At 67.6% G+C, this 17033-nt stretch carries 15 protein-coding genes and 1 tRNA gene; 11 read left to right on the plus strand and 5 right to left on the minus strand.

What is annotated here, in order from left to right; all coding sequences use genetic code 11:
• Nucleotides 1-18: 18 nt before the first annotated feature.
• A tRNA-Gly gene (locus ACH0CP_RS00275) sits at nt 19-93 on the minus strand.
• A 141-nt stretch (nt 94-234) separates the two neighbouring features.
• Between ACH0CP_RS00275 and ACH0CP_RS00280 the strand changes: the two genes are divergently transcribed.
• The 9 genes from ACH0CP_RS00280 to ACH0CP_RS00320 all read left to right on the plus strand — a co-directional run bounded on the left by ACH0CP_RS00280 (nt 235) and on the right by ACH0CP_RS00320 (nt 9966).
• The gene (locus ACH0CP_RS00280) at nt 235-945 is read left to right on the plus strand and encodes a response regulator transcription factor (RefSeq protein WP_294445182.1); all 711 of its coding nucleotides are present in this window, start codon (nt 235-237) and stop codon (nt 943-945) included.
• A complete protein-coding gene (locus ACH0CP_RS00285) occupies nt 942-2273 on the plus strand; it encodes an ATP-binding protein (protein WP_406875429.1) in 1332 nt (443 codons plus the stop codon). The genes ACH0CP_RS00280 and ACH0CP_RS00285 overlap by 4 nt, the downstream gene beginning before the upstream one ends.
• Nucleotides 2274-2341: 68 nt before the next feature.
• A complete protein-coding gene (locus tag ACH0CP_RS00290) occupies nt 2342-3037 on the plus strand; it encodes a carbonic anhydrase (RefSeq protein ID WP_294445181.1) in 696 nt (231 codons plus the stop codon).
• A complete protein-coding gene (locus ACH0CP_RS00295; RefSeq protein WP_406875428.1) occupies nt 3034-4566 on the plus strand; it encodes a SulP family inorganic anion transporter in 1533 nt (510 codons plus the stop codon). Before ACH0CP_RS00290 ends, ACH0CP_RS00295 begins: the two co-directional genes overlap by 4 nt.
• 156 nt (nt 4567-4722) lie before the next feature.
• The gene (locus ACH0CP_RS00300; protein ID WP_406875427.1) at nt 4723-5571 is read left to right on the plus strand and encodes a TorF family putative porin; all 849 of its coding nucleotides are present in this window, start codon (nt 4723-4725) and stop codon (nt 5569-5571) included.
• Nucleotides 5572-5687: 116 nt separating this feature from the next.
• The gene (locus ACH0CP_RS00305) at nt 5688-6584 is read left to right on the plus strand and encodes a tetratricopeptide repeat protein (RefSeq protein ID WP_406875439.1); all 897 of its coding nucleotides are present in this window, start codon (nt 5688-5690) and stop codon (nt 6582-6584) included.
• Nucleotides 6581-7198, plus strand: coding sequence for an LON peptidase substrate-binding domain-containing protein (locus tag ACH0CP_RS00310; protein ID WP_294445206.1), 618 nt, complete (start codon nt 6581-6583; stop codon nt 7196-7198). Before ACH0CP_RS00305 ends, ACH0CP_RS00310 begins: the two co-directional genes overlap by 4 nt.
• The gene (locus ACH0CP_RS00315) at nt 7195-7422 is read left to right on the plus strand and encodes a Trm112 family protein (protein WP_365929056.1); all 228 of its coding nucleotides are present in this window, start codon (nt 7195-7197) and stop codon (nt 7420-7422) included. The genes ACH0CP_RS00310 and ACH0CP_RS00315 overlap by 4 nt, the downstream gene beginning before the upstream one ends.
• Before the next feature lie 117 nt (nt 7423-7539).
• Nucleotides 7540-9966: a PAS domain S-box protein gene (locus tag ACH0CP_RS00320; protein WP_406875426.1), complete on the plus strand. Its 2427-nt coding sequence runs from the start codon at nt 7540-7542 to the stop codon at nt 9964-9966.
• A gap of 21 nt (nt 9967-9987) precedes the next feature.
• Here ACH0CP_RS00320 and ACH0CP_RS00325 read toward each other — a convergent pair whose 3' ends face one another.
• From ACH0CP_RS00325 to mntR, 3 genes are all read right to left on the minus strand, one after another.
• On the minus strand, nt 9988-11319 hold the full coding sequence (locus ACH0CP_RS00325; RefSeq protein WP_294444894.1) for a carbohydrate porin: 1332 nt from the start codon (nt 11317-11319) through the stop codon (nt 9988-9990).
• A gap of 1 nt (nt 11320) precedes the next feature.
• The gene (locus tag ACH0CP_RS00330) at nt 11321-12586 is read right to left on the minus strand and encodes a sugar MFS transporter (protein ID WP_294444895.1); all 1266 of its coding nucleotides are present in this window, start codon (nt 12584-12586) and stop codon (nt 11321-11323) included.
• A gap of 105 nt (nt 12587-12691) precedes the next feature.
• Nucleotides 12692-13114, minus strand: coding sequence for a manganese-binding transcriptional regulator MntR (gene mntR / locus ACH0CP_RS00335; RefSeq protein ID WP_294444896.1), 423 nt, complete (start codon nt 13112-13114; stop codon nt 12692-12694).
• A gap of 110 nt (nt 13115-13224) precedes the next feature.
• On the opposite strand from mntR, the gene ACH0CP_RS00340 reads away from it, so the two are divergent.
• A complete protein-coding gene (locus ACH0CP_RS00340) occupies nt 13225-15312 on the plus strand; it encodes a TonB-dependent siderophore receptor (protein ID WP_294444897.1) in 2088 nt (695 codons plus the stop codon).
• A gap of 79 nt (nt 15313-15391) precedes the next feature.
• Nucleotides 15392-15838, plus strand: a complete 447-nt coding sequence (locus ACH0CP_RS00345) for a thioredoxin-like domain-containing protein (RefSeq protein ID WP_294444899.1) — start codon at nt 15392-15394, stop codon at nt 15836-15838.
• On the opposite strand, the gene ACH0CP_RS00350 is transcribed toward ACH0CP_RS00345, so the two are convergent.
• Nucleotides 15828-17003: a cytochrome P450 gene (locus ACH0CP_RS00350; RefSeq protein ID WP_294444901.1), complete on the minus strand. Its 1176-nt coding sequence runs from the start codon at nt 17001-17003 to the stop codon at nt 15828-15830. The genes ACH0CP_RS00345 and ACH0CP_RS00350 overlap by 11 nt on opposite strands.
• Between the last annotated feature and the right edge of the window lie 30 nt (nt 17004-17033).

Below are 17033 nucleotides of genomic sequence, written 5' to 3' on the forward strand. Positions count from 1 at the left end.
GCCTGATGCAGCAGGAACTGGAGCGGGCGAAGGGATTCGAACCCTCGACCCCAACCTTGGCAAGGTTGTGCTCTACCCCTGAGCTACGCCCGCTCTGGCGCCGTGTCCCGGATGCTTCCGGGCTGGGTGAGGCGCGGCCACTAGCAGCGACTTTTTGACCCCGCAACCCCCTTCAACAACAAAGTTGCGCAACATTGACCGAAGCGGCCCTGACCGCCTACCTCCATCCGTAGGATGACCGCCCCCACCATTCTTCTCGTCGAGGACGATCCGGCCCTCCGCATGCTCACGGCGCGTGCGCTTCAGGAAAATGGATTCGCGGTTCGGCCGGCTTCCGCGGCCCCGGAAATGTGGCTGGCGCTCGATTCGGGCCCGGTCGACCTGGTGCTGCTCGATATCATGCTGCCCGGCACCAGCGGGATCGACCTGTGCCGGTCGCTTCGCCAGAAGAGCGACGTCCCGATCATCTTCATCTCCGCGCGCTCGAGCGAGACGGACCGCGTCGTGGGCTTGGAGCTGGGCGCGGATGATTACATCGCGAAGCCGTTCGGCGTGCGCGAGCTGGTGGCGCGGGTGCGCGCCGTGCTTCGCCGCCCGGCGCTCGATCGCCGCTCGGGCGAGGGCGACCAGGGCGTGATGACGTTCGAGGGCTGGACCATCAACCTGCCGCGCCGAGAGCTTACCTCGCCGACCGGCGCCACCGTCGACCTGACCGGCGCCGAGTTCGACCTGCTGGTGGCGCTGGCGGATCATGCGCAGCGCGTGATCGCGCGCGAGCGGCTGATCGAGCTGTCGCGCACGCGGCTTGGCGACAGTTCGGATCGTTCGATCGATGTGCTCGTCAGCCGGCTCCGCCGCAAACTGTCGAGCGCAGGCGAGCAGGCGCCGATCATCACGGTGCGCGGCGTCGGCTACATGCTGAACGTGCCGGTGGAGCGCAGTTGAGGCGACTTCTCCCGTCGGTCGGCCTGCTCGGGCAGGTCCTCGCGATCCTGTTGCTGACGATGGTGATCGAGTTCGGTGTCTCGACACTGCTGTACGAGCGGGCGAGCGAATTCTCGGTGCGTGACGACGAGGCGCGGCGTCTGGCCGAGCATCTCGTCATCAGCCGGCGGCTGATCGAGGAGCGGACGCCCGAGCAGCGCCCGACGATGGCGGCGGATCTGACGACCGATCGATACGAGCTGCACTGGAACGGCACTGCCGACGTGCCGGTATTCGATCCCGCGCTCGATCAGATGCGGCGCCAGATCGTGGAGTGGGAGCCGTCGCTGCGCAGCGGTGACCTGAGATTGCGGCTGATCTCGCCGGGGCAAAGCTCCAAGGTGATCGGTGCGATCCGGCTGCGCGACGGAAGCTGGCTGCATTTCCGTACACTGGACGCCGTGGCGAAGCTCGATTTCGCGTTCGAGCGGATCGTGCTGGCGCTGGTGCCGGCCATCGCGCTGATGGTGATCGGCGGGTTGATGATCAGGCGGACGCTGCGGCCGCTGCGACAGCTCGCCGAGGCGGCTGACCGGATCGGCTACAATCCGGTGGTGACGGTGCCGGAGGACGGCCCTGGCGAAGTCCGCCGGCTGGTCGAGGCGTTCAACCGCATGCAGGCGCGCATTTCCGCACTGATCGATGCGCGTACGCAGGCGTTGGCTGCTGTGGGCCATGATCTGCGCACCCCGCTCGCCCGGCTGCGGCTGCGCACGGAGGCGATCGCCAGCGCCGACACACGTGCGGCGATCGGGCGCGACGTGGCCGAGATGGAAGCAATGATCGCCTCGCTGCTCGCGTTCCTGGGCGGCGATGCCGATCCCGAGGCGCCGACGTCGATCGACCTTGCCGTGCTGTGCGCCACGCTGGTCGATGACGCGATCGATCGCGGCCGCGACGCGACCTATGTCGGGCCGGACCATTTCGATCTCAGCGTCCGCCGCCTCGCGGTGAAGCGCGCGCTCACCAATCTCGTCGAGAACGCGCTCCATTACGGTCAGCGTGTGACGGTCGCGCTGGAGACGGACGCGGAGCAGGCGATCGTCCGCGTGACGGACGACGGGCCGGGCATCCCCGAGCATGAAATGGCGCATGTGCTGGAACCGTTCGTTCGCCTCGATCCGGCGCGCGGCCGCGACACGATCGGGTTCGGGCTTGGCTTGCCGATCGTGGTGCAGGCGATCGAGGCCGAAGGTGGCACCCTGACGTTGATCAACCGGCCATCCGGCGGGCTGGAGGCGTGCGTTGTCCTGCCGATCAAGAGATCTAACGGCAGACACAAAATTTAACACTGTCGCGGCGCTGCGGAAATATGCCGCGCGTAGATACGCTGCTCTGAAAGTTAGGAGCAGCGCACATGAACGAACTCATCGGTCGAGTGTTCGACTTCGAAAAGAAGGTCTTCGAAGACAGCCGCGCGCTCTATTCACAGCTCGCGACTGATGGCCAGAAGCCCAAGGCCTTGATGATCAGCTGTGCGGACTCGCGCGTGGTTCCCGAACAGATCATGCAGGCCCAGCCGGGTGATCTCTTTGTCTGCCGTAACGCCGGTAACATTGTTCCGCCGCATGCAACGCAGAACGGCGGCGTCACTTCCACTGTCGAATATGCCGTGATGGCGCTTGGCGTGCGTGACATCATTGTCTGCGGCCATTCGGACTGCGGCGCGATGAAGGCGCTGGTCAGCCCGGAAATGGTGGAAAAGATGCCGAATGTCGCGGCATGGCTGCGCCACAGCACCGCGGCGAAGAGCGTGCTCGACACGTCCTACCCCGATCTTGAGAATGGCGCCGCGGTCCGCGCTGCGAGCCTCGAGAACGTGGTGGTGCAGCTCAACCACCTGCGCACGCATCCGTCCGTGGCGGCGGGTATCGCGCGCGGCGAGATCGCGCTGCACGGCTGGTTCGTCGACATCCACGCCGGCCGCATGCTGGCGCTTGACGGCGAGACGGGCCGCTTCGTGCCGATCCGCGGCGATCAGCCGCTCCCGGTTGCGCAGCCGGCCTCGCGCCGCCTGGCGGCTGACTTCATGTATCAGGACGCTGCAGAATGAAGCAGGAAGCCATTGAGCGCCCCGGCGTCTCGATTCCATCGCTGAAATTCTTCGGGCGGGATTTCACCGCCTCGATCGTCGTTTTCCTGGTCGCGATGCCCTTGTGTATGGGCATCGCGGTCGCCTCGGGCGTCGCGCCCGAGAAGGGGCTGATCACCGGCATCATCGGCGGCATCGTGGTCGGCGCGCTCGCCGGCTCGCCGCTGCAGGTGTCGGGCCCGGCCGCGGGCCTCGCGGTGATCGTGTTCGAACTCGTCCGGGACAAGGGCCTGTCGGCGCTAGGCCCGATCCTGATTCTCGCCGGCATCATCCAGGTGGTGGCCGGCATATTCAAGCTTGGCGGCTGGTTCCGCGCGATCAGCCCTGCCGTGGTGCACGGCATGCTCGCGGGCATCGGCGTGCTGATCGTCGTCGGCCAGTTCCACGTGTTGTTCGACGCCAAGCCTTTCTCCTCGGGCCCTGAGAACCTGGCCGAAATGCCGGGCCGGCTGCTCGGCCTGTCGTTCAGCAACATCCAGGCGACCGAACTCGCCTTCTTCCTGGCGCTCGTCACCATCGGTGCGATGCTCGGCTGGGAGAAGTTCCGCCCGAACGCGCTGAAGCTGGTGCCCGCGGCGCTGGTCGGCGTCGTCGCCGCGACGCTGCTGTCGGTGGGCCTCGGCCTCGACGTCGCCAAGGTCGTCGTTCCCGAATCGATCCTCGGCGCGATCGCTCCGCCCGAAGCCGGCTTCATGTCGCGCTTCCTCGAACCGTCGATCATCGCGGCGGCGCTCGCCATCGCGTTCATCGCGTCGGCTGAGACGCTGCTGTCGGCAGCGGCGGTGGACAAGATGCACGATGGCGTGCGCACCGATTACAACAAGGAACTGCGCGCGCAGGGCGTCGGCAACCTGCTGTGCGGTTTTGCCGGCTCGCTGCCGATGACGGGCGTGATCGTGCGTAGCTCGGCCAACGTGCAGGCCGGCGCCGTCACGCGTGCCTCGGCCATGATGCACGGCGTGTGGATCCTCGGCTTCGTCGCGCTGCTGCCCTGGCTGCTGCGCTCGATCCCGATGGCGGCGCTTGGCGCCGTGCTGGTCGTCACTGGCTGGCGGCTCGTCAGCCTGAAGCATGCGCAGCACCTGTTCCGTGACTATGGCGTGCTGCCGGTCGCGATCTGGGCGGTGACGCTGATCATGGTGGTGGCGACTGACCTGCTGACGGGCGTGCTGATCGGCATCGCCTTGACGGTGCTCGAACTGATCCCGAACCTGCGCCGCCTGCGGCTCAAGGTGTTCGAAGAGCAGCAGGGCGATGCGCACTCCATCTCGCTGGATGGTGCGGCGACGTTCGTCACGCTGCCGAAGCTTTCGGCAACGCTCGATCGCGTGCCGCCGAACGTGCCGGTGCGGCTGGACGTCACCAAGGTGGAATCGGTCGATCACACCACGGCCGAGATGCTGCGGGACTGGTTCCAGCGGCGTAAGGCAGCGGGCAACCCGGTCGTGCTGCAGGGCCAACGTGGCCGCATGGCAACACTGGCAGCCTGATCCAGCCAGAAACACTTTGACGCAAATCGGAAACATTCAAGACGTCATGCTGCGATAGCGTTGTGTGGTCCGACCAGCCCGCGACCGCTCCCTCGGGGGGAGGAGGAGCGCGGGCGGATCGGACGCAGGAGGAGCCTCTTTCAACCAGGAGGTTCCATGACGTTCTTGAAGTATATCCCGGCCGCGGTGCTCGCGGTCCTCGCTCTTCCCGCCGCCGCGCAGGAGGAAGAGCCACCCAAGCCAGTCACCGTCAGCGGCAGCGTCGCTTTGGTCTCGGATTACCGTTTCCGCGGCGTATCCCAGACGGACAAGGAAATGGCGGTCCAGGGCGGCATCACCGTCAGCCACGAAAGCGGCGTTTATGCCGGCACCTGGGCCTCCAACCTTGCGGGCTGGGGCACGTTCGGCGGGTCGAACATGGAGCTCGACCTGTTCGGCGGCTTCCGCACCGAAGTGTCGCCCGGTGTCACGGTCGATGCCGGCCTCACGTGGTACATGTATCCCGGCGGCGCGGACAAGACGGACTTCGCCGAGCCTTATGTGAAGGTGTCAGGCACGTTTGGGCCGGCAAGCCTCCTCGTCGGCGTGGCTTATGCGCCCAAGCAGGAAGCGCTCGGTCGCTGGTATTTCAGCGGCGCTGACGCTGCGACCGGGATCTACAACGATCCGGGCGACAAGGAAGACAACCTCTACATCTGGGTTGACGGCTCGGCGGGCATCCCCAGCACGCCGCTGACGGTGAAGGGCCATGTCGGCTTCTCGGACGGCAACCGCGGCCTCGGGCCGAACGGCACCAGCATCGCGCCGACCGGCAAGTATCTCGACTACATGGTGGGCGTCGATTTCGCGGTGCCCACCACGCCGCTGACGCTGGGCGTCGCTTTCGTCGATACGAACATCAAGCGCAGCGACATCGGCTATCTACAGCCCAACTTCTCCTCGACGAAGAACGGCAGCCGGATCGACAAGGGCACGGTGGTCTTCTCGGTGACCGCCGCTTTCTGATCCTGGCACCCCAGGATTGATGCGCTAACCGGCGGGCCGGGGGTTTGCTTCCCCCGGCCCGTCACCACATAAGGGGCTGATCGCAATATCGGGAGCAGCCCTTGGCTACGCTGGGAATGAGTGCCGCGGAGAAGGATGCCGTCCAGGCGTTCCGCCGCGACGTGGTCGAACCGTCGATGACGAAGCTCGTCATCATCGATTTCTGGGCCGAATGGTGCGGGCCGTGCAAGGCGCTGACGCCCATCCTGGAAAAGGTGACGGCCGACTATGCCGACAAGGGCGTGGTGCTGGCGAAGGTCGATACCGACAAGAACCAGTTCATTGCCGCGCAATTCCAGATCCGCTCGATCCCGACCGTCTATGCGATGTTCCAGGGCCAGCTGGTCGCGGATCTGACCAGTGCGCGCACGGAATCGGCGCTGCGCACGACGATCGATCAATTGCTCCGCCAGTTGCCGATCGAAGGCGAGGCACAGGCGCAGGAGGCCGAGCTCGAGCCGCTGATCGCGATGGGCGAGCAGGTGCTGGGTGAGGGGGATGTCGAACGGGCCCTCTCGATTTTCGATCAATTGTTCGAGATGGCGCCGGAGCATCCCGGCGTTCTCTCGGGACGGGTCCGCGCGCTGATCGCTGCCGGGGCGCAGGAAGAAGCGGAAGCCGCGCTTGCCGCGCTGCCGGAGGACGTCGCCAAGCGGCCGGAGATTGAGCGCGCCCGTGCCGCGCTGGCGCTCGCCCAGTCGGCACCGGCGGTCGACGATCTCGCGCCGCTGGAGGCGGCGGTCGCGGCGAACCCGGATGATCTGCAGGCGCAGTTCGATCTTGCCAATGCCCAGATGGCGGCGGGCAACCGTGATGCCGCGGCGGACGGCTTCCTCGCCATCACCGCCAAGGATCGCGAGTGGAACGAGGGCGCCGCCCGCCAGCAGCTCCTCAAGCTGTTCGAAGTGGTCGGACTGGAGGACCCCTGGGTGTCGGCGCAGCGGCGGCGGCTCTCCGCGATCCTGTTCGGATGACGCGGATCTCGATCTTCCCGCTGCCGGGGGCGTTGTTGTTCCCCGGCATGCACCTGCCGTTGCATATCTTCGAGCCACGGTATCGCGCCATGGTGTCCGATGCGATGGCGCGCGACCGGCGGATCGGGATGATCCAGCCGCGGGCGATGGAGCAGGGCGCGGGCGACCGCCCGCCGCTCTACGACATCGGTTGCCTCGGGCGGATCGCGGAGATCGAGATGCTCGACGACGGGCGCTCGAACCTCGTACTCGAAGGGCTGGCGCTGTTCCGGGTCGAGCGCGAGCTGGAAGCGACCACGCTCTTCCGGCAGGTCGAGGCCGAACTGCTGCCGAATGCGGAGCCCGAGACGCTCTCGCTCGGCGCGCGCGCCGCGCTGGAAATGGAAGCACGCCGCTTCGCCGATCGGCAGGGTTATGCGGTCGACTGGGAAGCCGTCTCGCGGCTCGACGACCAGAGCCTCGTCAACGGCATCGCCCAGATCGCGCCGTTCGACGTCGCGGCGAAACAGGCGCTGCTCGAAGCGGACGGGATCGCGCCTCGCGCCGAGCTGATCGTGCAGCTGATGCAGTTCTTCGGCCGTCACGACGGCGATGATCGGGTGACGCTGCAGTGAGCAGCGCGTCGCCGTCGCATGCCTCGGAGACGATTGACCCGTGGCTGCTCGAACGGCTGGTCTGCCCCGTCACGCGCACGCCGCTGGTATATGATGCGGCAGCGGGGGAACTGCTGTCCGAAGCCGCTGGCCTTGCCTACCCGATCCGTGACGGCGTGCCCGTCCTGCTTGCGGATGAAGCGCGCCCGATCCAGCATGGGGCCGCCGGCACGCTAAACGCGTAGCCGACGTCGGCCGGGGCACGGTTCCCGCCGATACCCGGCTATCTTGCCCTTGCGGATAGCCGGACGCAGCCTATTGCGGGCCGGCGATCGAGCGACGGCAACATGGGTTATTAAACGATGTTCGGCTCTTCGACCCCGTCAGCGCCGGATTATCACGCGCTCTTCGCCGCGGCGCCGACGCCGATGCTGGTGGTGGCGCCGGACGCACCGCGCTTCACCATCGTAGAGGTGAATCAGGCGTATCTCACGGCCGTCATGCGGACCCGCGATGATCTGATCGGGCGCGGCGTGTTCGAAGCCATGCCGGACAATCCCGATGATCCGGTCGCCAACGGCGTCGCCAACCTCAGGGCCTCGCTGGAGCGGGCGCTGGCGGGCAAGCGGCCCGATACGATGTCGCTTCAGAAGTACGATATCCCGCACCCCGGTGGCGGCTTTGAGGAGCGCTGGTGGGATCCGGTGAACACCCCGGTTCTTGGCGCCGACGGCACCGTCACGGCGATCATCCACCGCGTCGAGGATGCGACGAGCCGGGTCGTCGCCGAAGCTGCGCTGCGCGAGAGCGAAGCGCGCATTCGTGCGCTTACCGACAACATCCCCTCCGGCCTCGTCTTCCAGGTCGAGGAGGGGCCGGAGCGCCGTTTCCTCCACGTGTCGCAAAGCCACGAGCAATTGACGGGCGTACCTGCCGATGCCGTCCTCGCCGATCATAGGATCCCTTATAATCTGATCCTTCCCGAAGATCGCCCGCGCCTGAAACAGGCTGAGGCGGAAGCGCTCGCGGCGCTTTCGACCATCGATGTGGAGCTCCGCTTCCGCCACGTCGACGGCGAGATTCGCTGGTGCCGGATCATCTCCGCGCCGCGCCTCCAGCCGAACGGGTCGGTGGTGTGGGACGGGATTCAGATCGACGTCACGCATCAGAAGGCGGTTGAGGCGGCGCTGCGCGACAATGAGGCGCGGCTGATCGCAGAGCGGAGCCGGCTCGCGACGCTCGTCGAGCATTTGCCGGTGGGAGTGATCGTGGTGGACGCGGATGCGCAGCTGTTGCTGTGCAATCCCGCCTACAGGCGCATCGTGCCGGAAGCGCAGATCCCCTCGCGCCTGCGCAACGCGCGCGATCGCTGGATCGGCTACGACGAAGAGGGGCGCCGCGTCGAACCTCATATGTTCCCCGGCGCGCGGGCGCTGCGCGGCGAGATGGTGCCGGGCGCCGAATTCCTTCACCTCTCCGACGAGGGCCACGAGACCTGGGTGCGCGTGAGCGGCGTGCCGTTGTTCGATGGCGAAGGCGATATCGCCGGCGCCTTGTGCGTCGTCGTCGACATCGATCGCCAGAAACGCACCGAGGAGCATCTGCGCGACCTGAACGAGACGCTCGAGGAGCGCGTCGCCGCTCGCACCGCGGAGCTCGAACAGGCGTACGAGCAGCTGCGCCAGAGCCAGAAGCTGGAGGCGATGGGGCAGCTGACCGGCGGCGTGAGCCATGATTTCAACAATCTCTTGTCGCCGATCATCGGCTCGCTCGATCTTCTCCATCGCAAGGGGATCGGCGGCGAGCGCGAGCAGCGGCTGATTACCGGCGCACTGCAATCGGCCGAGCGCGCGAAGGTGCTGGTCCAGCGGCTGCTCGCCTTCGCGCGCCGCCAGCCGCTCCAGCCGGTTGCGGTCGATGTCGGCGCATTGGTGACGGAGATGGCCGATCTCGTCGGCAGCACCACCGGCCCGCAGATCCAGGTCGTGCTTGACGTGGCGGAGCACCTGCCGGCGGCCACGGCTGATCCGAACCAGATCGAGATGGCGGTGCTGAACCTGTGCGTGAACGCACGCGACGCCATGCCCGACGGCGGCACGATCCGCATTTCCGTGTCGTGCGACGATGTTGCGGGCGATCATCGCTCGCGCCTTCTGCCCGGGCAGTACGTGCGCCTGTCGGTCGCGGACACCGGCACCGGCATGGACGCCGTGACGCTGAAGAAGGCGGTGGAGCCGTTCTTCTCGACGAAGGGCATCGGCCGCGGCACGGGCCTTGGCCTCTCGATGGTCCACGGCCTCGCCGCGCAACTCGGCGGCGCGATGACGATCCAGAGCCAACTCGGCCTTGGCACGAACGTCGACATATGGCTGCCGGTCAGCCGCACGGCTGCGCTTCAGCCCGAACAGCGGGAAGAGGAAGCGATCGGCCCTGCCGCCGGCACGGTGCTGCTGGTCGACGACGAGGAACTGGTGCGCGCCAGCACCGCCGACATGCTGGCTGATCTTGGCTATATGGTCGTGGAAGCCGCCTCGGCCGCCGAGGCGCTGCAGCTGATCGACGGCGGGCTCGGCATCGACGTGCTCGTCACCGATCACCTGATGCCCGGCATGACCGGGCCGGAGCTGGCCCGCGAAGTGCGGCTCCGCCAGCCGGACGTAAGGATCCTCGTCATTTCGGGCTATGCCGAGCTCGACGGGATCGGGGCCGATCTCAGCCGGCTGACCAAGCCCTTCCGCCAGACGGATCTTGCCGCCAAGCTCGCTGACCTCGACTTGCCGGCCTCCTGATCGCATCTGCCGAGCCCGGCCTCAAAGCGTCAGCGATGCCTTCAGGCCGATCACCACGACGTCGCGCGCATCCCTGAACCCGCCGGGATTGGCGATATATTGCACGTTCGGCCTCAACGTCAGCCAGTCGATTGCGTGGATGCAATAGGCGAGTTCGGCCGCGTATTCCGCATCGGGTCGCGCCGCGCCGGGCGCCAGCGCCAGCAGCGCCCGCGCGTTCACATTGGTGCGCGCCAGTGCGAACGTCACCTCGTCCAGCGGCCGGCTCGGCAACATGCCCTTGTAGGAAAGCCCGGCGGCGACCTGATTGTCGGTCACCGTGGTGCGCCGGTCGGTCTGGGTGACGTTCAGGAACGCCGTCAGCCCACGGGTGGTCGTCGCGCCGCCGGGCCCATCTTCCGCGCTGCCGGTGAGCTGCTGCTGGAACTGCGCGTAGACGCCATAGCGTCCCTGGCGCTGCAAGGGGGCAAGGCCGGTCACGCCAATCGGCGCGCGGTTGATGTCCAGCCCGACATCGTCCGCCTTGGCGCTGTTGTACCAGGCGCCGACGCGATAGCTGCCCGGCAGGCCGCCAGGCCCAAGGCGCGGCGTATAGCCGACCTCGACCGGCACCAATACGCCCTTCGCGCCATGAAAGTGGCCGATGGTGAAGCGATTGGAGAGGTTGCGCGGGTTCACCTCATAGGCGCCCACCATGGCATAGAAACGCTCGTTCTTAACGCGCAACCGCGCGCCCCATTGGCTGATCGGCCAGTTGTACCAGTAATCACCCGCCAGATTGCCCGGCGGCGAACCGCAGAAGCTCAGGTTCTGGAGGTCGCACGAGAAGGCCGCGAAATCCTCGCCCTGGGTCAGCCGCCCCAGCTTCACGTCGGCATGGCCATTGGCGAAGGCCTGCTGATACCAGAATTGCGTCAGCCGCCACGTCTGCCCGCGGCCATAAACCTCCTGCACCTGCTGCAGCACGCCCAGCCCCGCGGCAGCGCCGAGGTCCTTCCCCCGCCGGTAGGTGACCGTCGCCTGAAACGTCCCACCTTCCAGCCCGATCAGCTTGCCGGTGTCGATCGTCGCGCCGATCGCGAGCTGCCCGGTCTCGCGCACCCGCTCGCGTTCGCCGCCGCGCGGGTTCCATGCGGTCTCGGAGACATAGCCGATCGTCAGGTCGACGCCGTCGTCGCGCAGCCGTGCGCGCAGCCCGCCCCATTCCCCGGTGAGCGACGTTGGCGCGTCGGTGCCGTGCTGGTGCGCGACCGGATCGTGCTCCATTCGGCGCGCTGGTTCGCTTTGTGCGCTGGCCTGTGCCGCGAGGGACGATCCGAGCACCAGGCCCAGCAGCCAGGAGAGGCGGCGCATCTCAGCCCTCCACCGGCTGGCGCGCGGATCGGCCAAAGCCGGCGATCGCGAGGTAGCACAGGGCGGGCAGGATCAGCGCGCCGGAGATGCTGAGCGCGTCCGCCAGCCCGCCGGTTAGGATCGGCACCACTGCGCCGCCGACGATCGCCATGCACAGCAGCCCCGATGCCTCCGCCGCCTTGTCGCCCTGCCCCTGCAGCGACAGCGAGAAGATCGTCGGGAACATGATCGAATTGAACAGTCCGACCGCGATGAGCGAGCCGCCCGCCGCCGCCCCGCTCGTCGCCATGGAAAGGAGCACGAGCGCTGCGGCCGCCGCGGCGAACACCGACAGCAGCTTGCCCGGGTTGATCCGCCGCAGCAGCCATGCGCCGAGGAACCGCCCCAGCATCGCGCCGCCCCAGTAGAGCGACAGGAGCTCGCCGGCGCGGTGTGCGCTCAGCGCCAGCGTGTCCGGCTGTTCGAGATAGCTCACCAGCAGGCTGCCGATCGAAACCTCGGCACCGACATAGAGGAACAGCGCGATCGTGCCGAAGCGCAGCCGTGGCTGGCCAAGCAGGGAAAGGCTGTCGGCGAACCCGATCCCCGTCGGCCGGCGCGTCGGCAGCACGTTGCGCCTGGTCCAGAACACCGCCGCGACGAACGCCAGCACCGCGGCGATGCCAAGGTAGATATGGCCGACGATCGCCGTCTCGGCGCTGCGAAAGGCGGCTGCCTGGGCCGCCTCTGTCGGTGCCGGTGCGGCCGCCACCGATCCCAGGATCAGCTGCGCACCGATATAGGGCCAGATGGTCGTGCCGAGCGAGTTGAACGCCTGGGCGAAGGTCAGCCGGCTGCTTGCCCCGTCCGCCCGGCCCAGCGTCGCGATCAGCGGATTGGCCGCCACTTGCAGCACGGTGATCCCGGCGGCGAGGACGAACAGCGCGATCAGGAACGGCCAGTAAGCGCCCGAAAGCCCCGCCGGCCAGAACAGCAGCGCGCCCGCCGCCATCACCGCAAGGCCGATTACCAGCCCGCGGACATAGCCGACACGCGACACCATCTGCCCGGCGGGAATGGAGAACAGGAAATAGGCGCCGAAGAAGGCGAATTGCGTCAGCATCGCCTCGGCATAGGTGAGCGCGAACAGGCCCTTCAGCTTCGGGATGAGGACGTCGTTGAGGCTGGTCGCACCACCCCAGATGAAGAAGACGGCGAAGACGAGCCAGACGAGCGACCGCCCGGTTGGCCCTGCACCGCCTTCGTCCGGCATCGCTGAAGCACGCATCCAGAAAGCTCCGTCGCCTGTCGTGTGCGACGGAAAATCGTGGCGCGCGGATCCCCGCGCCATCATACCAACGTCTAGCCGGTTGTGGTCGGTCCCATCACCGCGTCAGCTGCGCAGCTTCTGCGTCAGCTCCTTCAGCTTCAGCAGCGTCGCGTCGCTCACGTGGTGCTCGATCCCTTCCGAATCGGCGTGGGCGATCGATTCCTCCAGCCCCAGCGCGCGGAGGAATTCGAAGACGATGCGGTGCCGCTCGCGCGAGGCATCGGCCATCTCGCGGCCGCGTTCGGTGAGGAAGATCGATCGGTAGCGGGCGTTCTCGACCAGCCCGTCGCGTCGCAGCCGCGCGATCACCTTCGATGCGGTGGCCTGGGCGACACCCAGTCGCTCGGCGATGTCGGTCAGGCGCGCTTCGCCGCGCTGCGCGATGAGATCGCCGATCAACTCGACATAATCTTCGGCAATCTCGGTCAGGCTCGCCTCTCGGGTCTTGCGGAAGGCGGCAGCACGATCGGCGGCGGAAAGCGTCATCGCGCCACCTTAGGGCCTGATCCCGCCAAGTTGAACTGCCGTACCGCTGCCGACTTGCGCTCACGCAACAAACACAGCAAAGACTAACTATCTTAGGGCTGGAAGAGCATGTGATCACACTGGCCCTCGCCGTGGCAGCAGCCAGCGATCAGCGCCCGGTGGAGCCGGCGGGGGAGTCGGCGCAGGACGGCACGCTCGTCGTCACCGGCACCCGCACACCGCGTACGATCCGCGAGGCGCCAGTGCGCACCGACGTGATCGGCCCGGCCATCCTCCGTCGCGCCGCGCCGCGGAACCTTGCCGATGCGATCGATTTCCTCCCGGCCGCCCGGTCGGAGAGCAATTGCCAGAACTGCAACACCACCGAGATCCAGCTGCTCGGCCTGCCCGGCGCCTACAACCAGATCCTGCTCGATGGCCTGCCGCTCGTGACGGGGGTGGCCGCCGTTTATGGCGTCGAGCAGATCCCCGCGATCCTGGTCGAGCGGATCGAGGTGGTGAAGGGCGGTGCCTCGGTGCTTTACGGCCCCGGCGCGGTGGCCGGCGTCGTCAACGTGATCCCGGTTCGCCCCGCGCGCGACGGGATTCAGGCGACGATCGACAGCCAGCTCATCGCCGGGACACCCGCGGTGTTCGGCTCGCTGCTCGGCGCCAAGACATTCGAGCACGGCTTCGCGAACCTCTTCGCCCAGGCGGAATACAGCCCCGCCGTCGACCTCAACGATGATGGCTATAGCGAGCTCGCCCGCCGCCGCATGGTCACCGCCGGCACGCGCGGCGAATGGCAGCCCGGGCCCGAAACCACCATCGGCATGGATTACCAGTTCACCGCCGAGCGGCGGCGCGGCGGCAACTTGCTCGATCGCCCGGCTTATCTCGCGAACATCGCCGAACAGATCGACAGTGATCTTCATCGCGGCTCGATCACCATCACGCAGCAGCTTGGGGCCGACACGCGGCTCGTCGGCAGCTATGCCGTTGCGGCGCTGAAGCGACGCAGCTTCTACGGCGGGCTTGGCGACGTAGAGACCAATCCGGGCGCGCCCGGATACGATCCCGCCGCACTGTCGGATGCGATCGCAGCGAGCCGCCGGCAATATGGCCGCACCAGCAACACCTTCCACTACGGCGAGGCACGGCTCGAAACTCTGGCCGGCGCACACGCGCTGCTCGCCGGCGTGCAATATCGCCATGAGAAGGTGGTCGACCGGAGCGAGGATGTGCGCGCGCAGCCGCTCGCGACGATCGTCGACGATCGCTTCAGCACGCTCGGTGCCTTCGTGCAGGACGAATGGACGCTAAGCGAGGCGTTGCGGCTCGTGATCGGTGCGCGCGCCGACAAGAGCTCGGAACTGGACGATGTGGTCGTCTCTCCCCGCATCGGCGTCTGGGCCTCCCCCAACCCTACGCTGGTGCTGCGCGCCAATTACTCCACCGGCTATCGCGCGCCGGAGGTGTTCAGCGAGGACATTCATGTCGACGTGCTCGGCAGCGATCCGATCCGGGTGGTCAATGCGCCGGGCCTCCAGCCGGAACGGGCGCACAGTGTCGCACTCGGCTTCGACTGGCGGCCGACCTGGGCTGACGGGGCCTTCACGCTCGACGGCCAGGCCTATCTCACCCGCCTGCGCGACACCTTCTTCCTCGGCCCGATCGAGGAGGGTGCGGGCGCCGGCCTGCTGCGCACCCGCTCGAACGCGGGTGGCAGCCGCGTCGCCGGCGCGGAGATGAGCGCGTCCTATCGCTTCTCGCCTACGCTGAACGCCAGCATCGGCGGCGCCTATATCGACGCCCGCTATGACGATGCGCAGGCGGTGTTCGAGGATGAGGACAGGCTGCTCACCACGCGGCGCTACCTGAAATCCCCGCGCGTCTCGGCCGTCGCCCAGATGGTATGGCGGGCGGCGCCCCGGTTCGATGCACTGCTCGCCGCGCGCTACACGGGCTCGATGCGCGTCCTGAACAATCGTCTCGGGGCGATCCGGCGCAGCGACGATCACCTGGTGCTCGATCTCACCGGAACGCGCCACTTCCCGATCGGCGATGGCGAACGTGAAGTGGACATTACCGTCGGGATCAAGAACCTGACGGACGTTCGCCAGCGCGATCTGGAGGTCGGCGCCAATCGCGACAGCGACTATGTCTATGGCCCGCGCCTCCCGCGGACCTTCTTTGTGCGGATCAATGCGCATCTTTAGCCCGCGCGCGCTGCTGGCCTGCGGGCTCCTCTCGCTCGCGTCAGCGCCACCGACGGCCGCCCGTCCCGTAGAGCCTGCAGTGGGCGGCGCCGCCGCTCCGCTCGGCTCACGCTTCCATCGGCTGGATCAGGGACGGATCACGACCGCAATGCTCCCGCCCGGGACGAAGGCGATCGCGATCTATTATGGCGCCAGCTGGTGCGGCCCGTGCCGCGCCTTCGTGCCCGAACTGATCGCCGCTTACCCCCGGCTGCGCGCCGCTGGTATCGAGGTGCTCTTCGTCAGCGATGACGCGACCTGTCCGGCGGCGCTCGATTACGCCCGCACCAGCCGCATGCCCTGGCTGCTGCTCCCGTGCGATCGCCGCCGCCGGCACGCCCTGCGCGCGCTCGGTGGCGAGGCGCTGCCGGGCATTGTCGTGGTCAGCCCGGCAGGAATCCCGCTCACCACCAGCTGGGGTCCGGGCGGTGAGAGCCAGCCGCGCCGCATCCTGCGCCAGCTTCTCGCGGGCCAGATCAGCCGGTAGCAGCCGCCCGGTCCACCACCAGCTCGCACCCGCGCAGCTCGTACCCCGTGACCAGCGGGTTCCAGCTGATGTCGGGCACCCGTTCGAGTCGCAGCCCCGGCACACGCAACAGACGGTCGAGTAACACTTCGGCCTCCGCCAGCGCGACGCCCGCGCCGGGGCAGCGATGCTCGCCGTCGCCAAAGGCAAGCCCCGCGCCCGGCACACGCTCACCTCGGGTGCGATCGGCACGCAGCTGGAACGGGCATTCGCCCATCGCCGCGGCGTCGGTGTTGGCGGCGCGGATGTCCAGCGCCAGCGGCGTGCCGGCGCCATCCTCCTTGCGATAGAGGATGCCCACCACCGGCTCGAGACGCAGAATCTCCTCCAGGATCGCGATCCGTCCCGCGCGGTCGGTTTCCAGGAAGTCGCGGCGCAGCGCGTCATTCTCCAGCAAATGCCAGCCGGCCATGGTGATGAACTCGCGCGTCGTCACCATGCCGGCCGCGCCATAGGTGACGCATTCCACCAGGATATCGAGATCGCGATAGCCGTCGCCGATCAGGTGCGAGATCACGTCCTCGCGCGGTTCCGCCCGCCGCGCCTTGATCGCAGGCCGAACGTCGCGCCAGTGGAAGTGGAGCATGCGCAGCTGGCCGAGGATCGCGGTGATCGCGCGATGCCCCGCGTCGGTCCGCCCGCTGCTGCCGATCGACAGGAAACCGTCGATCCGCCGGATCATCCCCGCCTTGTCGCTCTCGGTCAGTCCGACGATCTGCGCCGCGACACTCACGGCAAGGTCCAGCGCCAGCGTGTCGAGCGTCGCCCGCCCGCTCCGCCGCAGATCCTCGATCAGCCGGTCGGCATTCTCCGCAATGAACGGGCGGTGCTTCTCGTCGACTACCTTGGGCGCGAAGAACCGCGCCGCGGCGGCGCGCTGGCGACGATGCGCGGGGCCGTGGAGGTAAAGCACCGGCGGGCGAGTCGGGTTGCCGCGACGATGAACCAGCTCCGCCTTGAACCCCGCCTGCCGCATATCCGGCTGCCGCAGCACGTCGCGCGCATCGGCATAGCTCGTCACCGGCTGTGCATCCGGCACGCTGCCGGGCCCCGCGGCGCGGCGGGACTTGCTGTCGCCCGCCGCATGGAATGGGCAGGCCTCGACTTGTGCTGGCGCTGTTGGCATGCTTCGCCTCCAGTTATGATCAGTATCTTA

This window comes from Sphingomonas sp. 179-I 2A4 NHS, from assembly GCF_045369135.1.
Taxonomy (GTDB): domain Bacteria; phylum Pseudomonadota; class Alphaproteobacteria; order Sphingomonadales; family Sphingomonadaceae; genus Sphingomonas.